Origin of the sequence: Anabaena sp. UHCC 0253 (assembly GCF_009712085.1) — a bacterium.
In the GTDB taxonomy this organism is placed as follows: Bacteria; Cyanobacteriota; Cyanobacteriia; order Cyanobacteriales; family Nostocaceae; genus Dolichospermum.
Genome location: NZ_VILD01000005.1, coordinates 449,236 through 459,187, shown reverse-complemented (window position 1 = coordinate 459,187; position 9,952 = coordinate 449,236). Strand labels below are relative to the sequence as shown.

General features: G+C 40.2%; 9 protein-coding genes and 2 pseudogenes. 6 read left to right on the top strand and 5 right to left on the bottom strand.

The features are described from left to right. From FJR38_RS16405 to FJR38_RS16395, 3 genes and pseudogenes are all read right to left on the bottom strand, one after another. A pseudogene (locus FJR38_RS16405) lies at positions 1–524 on the bottom strand (photosystem II q(b) protein); the annotation flags it as partial. Between the two features lie 200 nt (positions 525–724). Next, positions 725–1,075, bottom strand: a complete 351-nt coding sequence (locus FJR38_RS16400; RefSeq protein ID WP_168499484.1) for a histidine triad nucleotide-binding protein — start codon at positions 1,073–1,075, stop codon at positions 725–727. A 46-nt stretch (positions 1,076–1,121) separates the two neighbouring features. Next, entirely contained in the window at positions 1,122–1,550 is a 429-nt protein-coding gene (locus FJR38_RS16395; RefSeq protein WP_168499482.1) for a hypothetical protein, read from the bottom strand. A gap of 140 nt (positions 1,551–1,690) precedes the next feature. On the opposite strand from FJR38_RS16395, the gene psbQ reads away from it, so the two are divergent. From psbQ to FJR38_RS16380, 3 genes and pseudogenes are all read left to right on the top strand, one after another. Then, entirely contained in the window at positions 1,691–2,143 is a 453-nt protein-coding gene (gene psbQ, locus FJR38_RS16390) for a photosystem II protein PsbQ (RefSeq protein WP_168538163.1), read from the top strand. 164 nt (positions 2,144–2,307) lie between these two features. Continuing rightward, positions 2,308–3,478 (top strand): annotated as a pseudogene (locus tag FJR38_RS16385) (NAD(P)/FAD-dependent oxidoreductase). 265 nt (positions 3,479–3,743) lie between these two features. After that, positions 3,744–4,595, top strand: coding sequence for an alpha/beta fold hydrolase (locus FJR38_RS16380; protein ID WP_168538161.1), 852 nt, complete (start codon positions 3,744–3,746; stop codon positions 4,593–4,595). A gap of 62 nt (positions 4,596–4,657) precedes the next feature. Here FJR38_RS16380 and galE read toward each other — a convergent pair whose 3' ends face one another. Beyond that, positions 4,658–5,656 carry a UDP-glucose 4-epimerase GalE gene (gene galE / locus FJR38_RS16375; RefSeq protein ID WP_168538159.1) on the bottom strand — a complete coding sequence of 333 codons (999 nt, stop codon included), beginning with the start codon at positions 5,654–5,656 and terminating at the stop codon, positions 4,658–4,660. Positions 5,657–5,859: 203 nt separating this feature from the next. After that, a complete protein-coding gene (locus FJR38_RS16370) occupies positions 5,860–7,407 on the bottom strand; it encodes an energy transducer TonB (protein WP_168538157.1) in 1,548 nt (515 codons plus the stop codon). A 304-nt stretch (positions 7,408–7,711) separates the two neighbouring features. Between FJR38_RS16370 and FJR38_RS16365 the strand changes: the two genes are divergently transcribed. The 3 genes from FJR38_RS16365 (at position 7,712) to FJR38_RS16355 (ending at position 9,873) form a co-directional block, all read left to right on the top strand. Continuing rightward, positions 7,712–8,365: a MotA/TolQ/ExbB proton channel family protein gene (locus FJR38_RS16365; RefSeq protein WP_168499470.1), complete on the top strand. Its 654-nt coding sequence runs from the start codon at positions 7,712–7,714 to the stop codon at positions 8,363–8,365. Next, positions 8,349–8,747 carry a biopolymer transporter ExbD gene (locus FJR38_RS16360; RefSeq protein ID WP_168499468.1) on the top strand — a complete coding sequence of 133 codons (399 nt, stop codon included), beginning with the start codon at positions 8,349–8,351 and terminating at the stop codon, positions 8,745–8,747. The genes FJR38_RS16365 and FJR38_RS16360 overlap by 17 nt, the downstream gene beginning before the upstream one ends. Positions 8,748–8,922: 175 nt before the next feature. Then, positions 8,923–9,873, top strand: a complete 951-nt coding sequence (locus tag FJR38_RS16355) for an iron ABC transporter permease (protein WP_217360030.1) — start codon at positions 8,923–8,925, stop codon at positions 9,871–9,873. The last annotated feature ends 79 nt before the right edge of the window (positions 9,874–9,952 follow it).

Genomic DNA, 9,952 nt, shown 5'->3' with positions numbered 1-9,952 from the left:
CCCAAAGGCATACCGTCAGAGAATGAACCTTGACCGATGGGGTAGATTAAGAAGACTGCGGTAGCTGCTGCTACAGGTGCGGAGAATGCTAGGCAAATCCAAGGGCGCATTCCTAAGCGGTAAGAAAGTTCCCATTCACGACCGAGGTAGCAGAATACGCCGATCAAGAAGTGGAATACTACTAGTTGGTAAGGACCGCCGTTGTACAACCACTCATCTAAGGAAGCTGCTTCCCAAATTGGGTAGAAGTGTAAACCGATGGCGTTGGAGGAAGGAACTACTGCACCGGAGATGATGTTGTTTCCGTAGAGTAGTGAACCTGCAACTGGTTCGCGGATACCGTCAATGTCAACGGGAGGAGCAGCTACAAATGCGATGACGAAGCAAGCGATCGCAGATAGTAGAGTAGGGATCATCAATACGCCGAACCAACCAATATATAGACGGTTATCAGTGCTGGTGATGAATTCGCAGAAGCGATCCCATACGTTGGCGCTTTCGCGCTGTTGTAAGGTTGTGGTCATGTGTTTATAATTGCGTTTGAGTTATGTATGTTTTGGTAGGTGTTTCTACCTCATGAATTTATATTAAGCTTTATGTTTCGATTTGTAAAGTTATTTAACTTAAGCATTCATGATGACAGCTATTAGTTTTTCTAATATGTTGCTGGAAATCATGAAGGCTTATTTTCTCACTTCACTAAATCAAATTTAGCTTGGTGTGATTAACCGGGAGGCCATGCCATAGGACGATTGCCAAGGATATGTATATGTAGGTGATGTACTGTTTGACCGCCGTCAACGCCAGTATTCATAACTACTCGATAACCATTTTCCAGTCCAGCTTGTGCGGCGACTTTCTGGACTGTTAATAATAGATGTCCTAAGAGGGCTTGATCTTCAGGTTGGGCTGTGGCGATGTTAACTATGGGTTTTTTGGGAATGACAAGGATATGAACGGGTGCTTGGGGATTGACATCTGTAAATGCCAAGGCTAGATCATCCTCATAAACAATATTCGCGGGAATTTCTTTGCGAATAATTTTGCTAAAAATCGTTTCTGTGGTTTGACTCATACAGATTTACCGAATACATCTGTTAGAGATTTTAGGCGATCGCAGGCTAGAAACTTGGTTGATTAAACACTTCTAAAATTTGCCGACAAACCTGTTTCAGCTTTTCTCCAACTTCAGGAGAGGGGATGGAGTCACCGATAAAACTCCAGGTTTCTATGGTTGAAAGTCGCCAAACTTCGCCCCTATGGTCAAATCCAGCCGCTTCTACACCAATGGCGCGACGGTCATTATTAATAGGATCTTGATAAAATCGGATTTGAATTAAAATACTGCGACTACGCCAAGACTTGCTAATGCCAGGAAAGTGAAAACCAATGTCTATGGAATCGGGATCTACTAATTCTCTGGTTTCTGGGTCATTGTGCCAAGGTTTGAGATCGGATTTAACATCAGGAAATTCGGATTTAAACAAATTTACTACTGTAGCAATTTTGCTGGCGAATTCCAGGTTTGTGGCTTGTTCGGCTGCGTTCACTCAAAAATACTCCTATATTCGGTTGGTCTGTGGGGGATATTCAAGACAGAAAAACCTGAATTAACTCTAACAGTGCATTACATAGCGATCTAAAATAACACTGTTAATCTGTAAGCAAACAGAAAATTAATTTCCATATTATGGTGCGTCAACGCTCTATTTTCTCACTGATTTTTGTATTATTAGCAACATTTCTGATTAGTTGTGGCGGTCCTAGTGTTGCTACTTTACCACCATCTTATACAGCAGCGGAAGTTGCTAAAATTCAGGAATATGTTCCTGGAATTAAAGCCGTGCGCGATCGCGCGCCAGAACTGCAAAACTTGATTGCAAAAGGTGAATGGATCAAGGTAGGGAATTTTATCCATGGACCGATGACAGAAGCTAGATCAAATATGACTTATGTCATTCCCAACCTGGCACTGCAAAATCAAGCTAAGGCTCGGCAAATCAGTAAGGATTTGTTGAAAGACTTAGTAAAAATAGATCAAGCTGCTACTGTTGGCAATACTAGTCAGGCGTTTAGTAACTGCAAAGATGTTTTTGTAGATATTGACAAGTTTTTAGAACTAGTTCCAGAACAAAGTAGCTAAGGAGGGAACAGGGAACAGGGAACAGGTATTACAAAGATCAATTCCTCCCTGCCCCTCTGCCTCTTATTGGCTTCGAGTCTTGAGTCACAAAATCTTGGGGTGATGGGGTGATAGGGTGAAGGGGAAGACTCTTCATTCTTCACCCCTGACTCCTAACAAAAACCATGAATGTAGTAATTATCGGTTGTGGTGTGGTTGGGGCGGCGATCGCCTATGAACTGTGCCAAGTTAAAGGTTTAAACATCACTGTTTTCGAGCAAAGACAACCTGCACAAGGATCTACTAGCGCCGCTCTCGGTGTTTTAATGGGTGTAATTAGCCATAAAACTAAAGGTAATGCTTGGCGAATCCGACAAACTAGCATTGAACGCTATGGAACTTTGATTCCTGAATTAGAAAGGATTACGGGGCGGAAAATCCCTTGTAACCGTCAAGGAATCGTGATGCTGTTGTCAGAAAATTTAGATCGTCCCCTAGAAAGTGGGGTTGAGGTGCTGTCGGAATGGGAACAACTGCGGGAAATTCGTCAATCTCAAGGTTGGCAATTACAAGTTTGGGATCAAGAACAACTGCAAAAATATTGTCCCCAAGTTAGTCACCCGCAAATTATGGGTGCTGTTTATTCTCCCCAAGACTTACAACTAAATGCTACAGCGTTAACTTTAGCTTTAGTAGATGCAGCGCAACGCAATGGAGTAAATTTCAAGTTTGGTGTGTCTGTGACAGGTACGGAAACTCCTCCACCACCACCACAAACGCCTTTACATATCAAAAAAGGAGTGGGTGAGGCTCACAAATGTAATTTTATTGAAACTACTGAGGGTAAAGTTGCTGCTGATTGGTTTATAGTTGCTGCGGGTTTGGGTTCGACTACCTTAACTGCACAATTACAGCAGATGGTGAATATCCGTCCGGTGTTGGGACAAGCTTTATATCTAAGTTTAGGACGGACTTTAGGAAATCCTGATTTTCAACCAGTGATTACTGGTAATGATGTGCATATTGTGCCGATGGGAAATGGTGATTATTGGGTGGGGGCAACTGTAGAATTTCCCAATGATGAAAATCAAGTATCCCCAAGTTCAGAATTGTTGGATGCTGTTAGACAACAGGCGATCGCTTTTACTCCAGATTTAGCCGCAGCGAAGGTGATCCGTACTTGGTCAGGGTTGCCGCCCCCGTCCCGAAGGACGACCAGCACCTGTCATTGATAAGTTACCTGGTTTTACTAATGTCCTCTTGGCAACGGGACATTACCGTAATGGTGTTTTACTTGCACCGGCAACAGCAATTGCCATTCGGGAAATGATTCTACCCCAAAATTATCGCTCTTAGATTTTTCTATTTGACAACATCCCGGACTTCTTCAAGCCGTCCGGGATCTAATTGATTATTTTTATTGCAAGATAGTTCTTCCTTATCAAAATCTAGTATAGCAAATTCCGAGACACAAGTCAACAACCTCAACTCATAAAATGCGAATTTTTTTTGTTTTTATAAAAGCCATTATGAGATTTGCTCACCGATTACCTATAGGATGATAAAAGGGACTTAGGTAGCATCTATGCGATGCTGTTGCATTGCCAAAGAGGAAAATAGAGTGTCAATTAAAGAACAAAAAATTAAAGTAGATTCCCTAGAATGGTTTTATCGGGAAGCTGAACCGATTGGGAGAACTGACTTAATTCCCGTAGTATTGTTACATGGGGTAGTTGCTCAAAGTTATAGTTGGCGGAATATTATGCCAAGTTTAGCAGCACAGGGAACAAGAGCGATCGCACCAGATTGGATTGGTTATGGCTTTTCTGATAAACCGGAAAAACAGGATTTTGCTTATACTCCCGCAGCATTTATGACAGCTTTAGAAGGATTTGTAAAAGCTTTAGAATTAGAACATTTTTCTTTAGTTGTCCAAGGATTTTTAGGTTCAGTTGGGTTACAATACGCCTTACGTCATCCGGAAAAGATTGCTAATATTGCTATTTTAAATACACCCATTTCTACATCTGCAAAATTGCCTTGGAAAATCAAACAAATGGGTTTACCTTTAGCAGGTGATGTCATTACTCAAGATCCTTTATTAGTTGATAGAACCTTAGAAGGAGGATGTCGTTATCGGATTGAAGATCAAGATTTAGATATTTATCGCAAACCATATTTAAAAAGTTCTTCATCTGGTCGGGGTTTGCTGGCAACAATTCGCAATTTTCAACTTGAAAAAGCGATGATAGAAATAGAAAATGGCTTTAAAGAATGGCAAGAACCTATTTTATTGCAATGGGGAATGATTGATCCTTGGTTATCTATAGATATGGCAGAAAATTTTGTCAAATCTGTACCCAATGGTGAAATAATCAAACTTAATAATGTTGGACATTATGCCCAAGAGCATTATCATGAAGTAATTTTACAAGATTTACTGCCATTTGTTCGCCGCTCAGAGTCCAAGTAGTGAATGTAGAGATGTTGTTGGCAACGTCTCTACAATTTGGCAATATTTGGAAATTTGAATGGTTATTTATGCCTTGTTTGATGCCATTGCCAAGCATGAGAGACGATATCTTTAATACCTGGATATTGAGGTCGCCAATTCAAGATTTTTCTAGCTTTTTCACTTGTACCAATTAAGGCTGGAGGATCTCCAGGACGGCGATCGCATTCTTGCACTGGTATTACCATGCCTGTTACATCTTCAGCCGCAGCAATTACTTCTCTAACTGAAAATCCGTTACCATTTCCTAAGTTAAAAACTTCACTATTCCCACCATTCAATAAATATTCTAATCCCAGAATATGGGCATCAGCTAAATCATTAACATGGATATAGTCCCGAATACAAGTACCATCTGGAGTGGGATAATCAGTCCCAAAAATGCTGATAGATTCTCGTTTACCTAATGCTGTTTGTAACACCAAAGGAATTAAATGAGTTTCGGGATGATGATCTTCTCCTAATAATCCTTCGGGGTTAGCACCAGCAGCATTAAAATAGCGGAAACGCACTGATTTCAAGTTGTATGCCACATCAAAATCAGTGAGTATCCTTTCTACCATTAATTTAGTTGCACCATAGGGATTAATGGGATTTTGGGGATGATCTTCCGTGAGGGGAATAAAATTCGGAACACCATAAGTTGCACAGGTGGAAGAAAAGACAAAATTCTGAATAGAAGCTGCTAACATTGACTCTAATAGTGTCAGTGTTCCTAAAACATTATTACGGTAGTATTTAGCTGGATCTGTTACAGATTCACCTACATAAGCATAGGCGGAAAAGTGCATAACTGCGGCAAAATTACGAGTCTGAAAAAGATGATCTAATAAAGTGCGATCGCTTGTATCCCCTTCTATCAATTCTACTTGTAAAACCTGTTCTACTAAATCACGATGTCCATATACCAAGTTATCAAGTATGACCACCTCATACCCTGCTTGCTTGAGTGCTAAGACTGTATGAGAACCAATATATCCTGCTCCCCCTGTTACTAGAATGCTAGGCTTTCCCACTGACATAGTTTCTCCTTGATGCTTCTTTTGCTAATCTAATTTAGCGCGACTTTGATGTGCTAGGAGACAATTGACAATTGACAATTGATAATTGACAATGAAAGATTACCTCGAACTGCCAGTGCGAAGATTGAGCAAGAAATAAGGGAGAAAGGAAATTAAAAACTTATGAATTACCCCTACGAAAAAATCAGGTTTATCAGCAAACCCTAATTACTCTCACCTGATGAAGATGGTTGTTGATTTTGCTCTGAAGGTGCAGGTTGTTGCAAACGTTGCCGCCATCTGCTAGGTTTAGGGCTACTTTGATTATTAGTAGTGACAGAAGAAGCTGGAGTTATTGCTCGTCTTCGTCTTCTGTTTCTTGTTTCTCCGGAAGAAGTATTAGTAGCAGCTTGATTTCTTCTTCTTCTGAGAGCTTCTCCTAAACGTTGTCCTTTAGTTGCTGATGGAGTAGAAGTAGATTCTGTTGATGCGGCTGTACTTCTGCTGCGGCGAATTCTTCTGGTGATTGGGTTCGATTCTTTGGGAGTATTTTCACTAACGGATGTTACCAATCTTCTGCTGCGTCTGGGTGTTTCACTTACAGAGTTACTCGCATTGTTGGTAGATGCAGTATTTCTTTGTTCTTTTTCTCTTTGTTTCTTGCGTTCTTGTAATTGACGATATCTTTGAGAACCTGCGATCGCATATTCAGTGCCAATAGTAACGCCTTGTCTACCCTCTGAACTGGGTTTGAGTTTCCACTTTTGCGCTCTTTCTAAATGTTCTGCATCCAATTTTTCGTTACCACTGGATCTTAATAACCGAACCTTAGTAACATTACCTTTATTATCTGTATCAAGAGCTACTTCGACTCTGCCCTCTACACCTCTTCTCTTCGCCCAATCTGGATAAGTTGGATTACACTCCCGACAAGCAGCGCGGCCATTACCACTACCAGAGTTAGTACCTAATTTGGGAGATGTAGGTGCAGTAGTAACTTTAGGAGTAATTGCTGCTTCTTTTTTTGTCCCACCACCACTATTACCAGTAAAAATAGTAGAACTACCAGGAATACCTAATCCTGATGAATTAGATGTTCCTACCGTATTTCCACCATTACCGGAAGTAGCTTGAGATGGTTGTGAACCTGCTTGATTTGCTCTCCCATCTCTGATTCCTGCTAACAACTTACTTAAATTAGAACCGGATTCTGAAGATGGTTGAATAGCAGTAGCTTCAGTAGATAAGGGTTGAGTATCTACTTTCTGTGGTGATAGCTTTGTAGTTAACGGAGAGACTTTTTGAGGCTGAGTATCTACTGTCTTTGGTGATACATTTGCCTTTGTAATCGTCGGTAAAGGTTTCAGGGGTTGTATTTTTGGCTCAGGAATCACAGGAGATGGAACTTGCTGTTTTCGGATTACAGCAGGTTGAGCCAGAACTACTGTGCTTTTTTGTGGTTGCGGTACGAATATGGATGGAGCGGAATCAGAATTAGTTGAACTTGTAAAAATCCGTGAATTATCAATAACTTGAGGTTTTATTTTCTCTTTCGGTGCTTCTATTAGTTTTATTTCTTCTTCCGGTGGAGTCTCCACAAAAGTAATTTCCATTGGCTCTTCTTCGGGGACTTTTGTAATTAGACTACCAATACCAGAAGCCAGCAACCCAATATGTATAGCCAAAGAGCCAATCAAGCTATAAGTCAAAAAGGTTGTCAGTGTCTTTAATTCTTTTTCTCGCTGCTCTGTGGCTATGCTGGAAAAACTCATGGTTATATTTATTACTATTTAGTTTATTGCTATCTATTTTCAGTAACTTTGGGTAGAATAACAGAAGTTATATACAAATGTCAATCAATTATTTTGAGTTTTTATATTTGCAGATTTTAGCTCAAATCTCTCACTAGTAAAAGATTACAGGAATTTTGACCCTTTTTGAGACTGTATTTTTTCCCTCAGATGTAGCAAAAGATTGACATATATTCTCATTTGTTCTAATTTAAGTTGATAACTTATATCAGCTATCTTTGCTGAACTTGTCGAGAAATTTTATTAAAAAGGTGAAAAATCGGACATGGAGATAAAAAATCTGTTTACAGCAGGTGGTGTGGTGATGTGGCCACTGCTACTGTCTTCTGTATTAGCGGGGGGGCTAATTATCGAACGAATCAGGTTTTGGGCAAAAATTAATAACCGTCAGCAACGGGTAGTACGAGATGTATTTAGTCTCTATCGTCAAAATAATGTGGTAAGTACAATTGATACACTGCGAAAAAATGCAGATTTACCCATTGCACGCATTTTTTTAACAGCTTTAGAACTAGAAGAACCAAATCCAGAAGAATTTCGCTTGGCTTTAGAGAGTGAAGCTCAGGCAGAAATACCTTTATTCAAAAGATTTAATACAATTTTTGATACCATTATTGCCCTTGCACCCTTGTTAGGATTACTGGGAACTGTATTAGGGTTAATTGCTTCTTTTGCTTCTCTGAATATTGGTGATGTTGGAGGAACAAAAGCAGCGGGTGTGACTGGTGGTATTAGTGAAGCTTTGGTTTCCACAGCGACAGGTTTAGTTGTGGCAATTTTTACCCTAGTTTTTGCTAATACCTTCCGGGGATTTTATCAGCGACAAATGGCGTTGATTCAAGAATATGGTGGCCAGTTAGAACTACTATATCGTCGTCGCTACGAACGAGGAGAAAAAACCTATGCGTCTACAAGATGAGCCGGAAATCCCAGCACAGATTAACATTGTGCCAATGATTGATGTGATCTTTGCGATTTTGACATTTTTTATTATGTCAACCTTGTATTTAACTCGTTCTGAGGGTTTACCAGTTAATTTACCTCAAGCTGCTACGGGAAAAAGCGATCGCCCGGCACAGGTAACATTAACTATTAATAATACTGGCAAGATTTTTTTGAATAAAGAAGCGGTTAGTTTAGAGCAACTAGCAGCCGAAGTCAGAGAAAAAGTAGAACCATCACAACCTTTGATGGTGATACTTAATGCCGATGAAGGCGTTAATCACGGACAAGTAGTAGCAGTGATGGATAAAGTGCGACAGGTGGAAGGAGTGAAATTAGGTATAGCTACACGGAAATAATCAATCAATTTTAGATTTTAGATTTTAGATTTTGGCTTGGTTTTACCAGTTCAGTTTCCACTAAAACAATCTCAAATTACCAGTCTAAAACCCAAAAATTTACGAGGTTAAAGTGATCGCTAATACTTTGATTAATTCAGCAGCTAAACCGATATTTAGCTTACTTGTGTGTTTGATGCTGCTGCTAGTTTGTTTAGTGTCTAGTGTCACATTAGGAGCAGCAGATATACCAATAGATAAGATTTTGACATCCTTTGTCAACTTTGATGGTTCATATCAACACTTAGTTATTCAAACAGTCAGATTACCGCGATCGCTCATTGCCATTTTAGTCGGTGCATCCCTAGCAGTATCTGGGGCATTAATGCAAGGTTTAACACGCAACCCATTAGCAGATCCAGGTATTTTAGGTATCGAATCCGGTGCTGCACTCACCGTAGTTGTGACAATTTTTGTATTTGGTAGTACATCAATTACTACGTTGACAATTGCGGCCTTTTTGGGTGCGGGAGTCACAGCGATTTTAGTCTACTTCCTGGGTTCATTGGGAAAGGGAGGTGCAACCCCGCTGAATCTCACAGTAGCAGGAGCAGCATTGACAGCTTTAATTTCTTCCCTGACTACTGCCATTTTAATCATTAGTCAACGCACATTAGAAGAAATTAGATTTTGGTTAGCCGGTTCATTAGCAGGTAGAGATGCGCCTATCCTGCTTTCCGCACTACCTTTTGTGATCATCGGTTTAGTAATTGCCTTTGCTTTGGGTAGACAAATTACTACCATGAGTCTAGGTGATGATGTCGCCAAAAGTTTAGGTCAAAAAACAGCCTGGATAAAAATACTTACCGCCATTAGCGTAGTTTTACTAGCAGGAAGTTCCGTAGCCCTGGCTGGTCCGGTTGGTTTTATTGGTTTAGTCGTTTCTCACGTTGTCCGATTTTTCATTAAAACCGATTATCGCTGGATTTTGCCTTATTCCGCCGTTGTCGGGGCAACTTTACTGTTAGTAGCAGATATTACCTCCCGTGTCATCCTCAAACCCCAGGAATTACCTGTAGGTGTGATGACTGCACTGGTTGGCGCTCCCTTTTTTGTTTATTTGGCTAAATCAAAGGTGAAGAAATGAAATCAATTGATAATTGACAATTATTTCATTCAAGGTTTAAAAACTATCCTTTCTAGGAGAAAAAGAATCGTTGAAACAA

Excerpts from the sequence above, each read along its gene's own strand:
- FJR38_RS16370 (WP_168538157.1), bottom strand. The coding sequence starts at position 7,407 with ATGAGTTTTTCCAGCATAGCCACAGAGCAGCGAGAAAAAGAATTAAAG.
- psbQ (WP_168538163.1), top strand. The coding sequence starts at position 1,691 with ATGGTGCGTCAACGCTCTATTTTCTCACTGATTTTTGTATTATTAGCA.
- FJR38_RS16355 (WP_217360030.1), top strand. The coding sequence starts at position 8,923 with ATGCTGCTGCTAGTTTGTTTAGTGTCTAGTGTCACATTAGGAGCAGCA.
- FJR38_RS16400 (WP_168499484.1), bottom strand. The coding sequence starts at position 1,075 with ATGAGTCAAACCACAGAAACGATTTTTAGCAAAATTATTCGCAAAGAA.
- FJR38_RS16365 (WP_168499470.1), top strand. The coding sequence starts at position 7,712 with ATGGAGATAAAAAATCTGTTTACAGCAGGTGGTGTGGTGATGTGGCCA.
- FJR38_RS16360 (WP_168499468.1), top strand. The coding sequence starts at position 8,349 with ATGCGTCTACAAGATGAGCCGGAAATCCCAGCACAGATTAACATTGTG.
- galE (WP_168538159.1), bottom strand. The coding sequence starts at position 5,656 with ATGTCAGTGGGAAAGCCTAGCATTCTAGTAACAGGGGGAGCAGGATAT.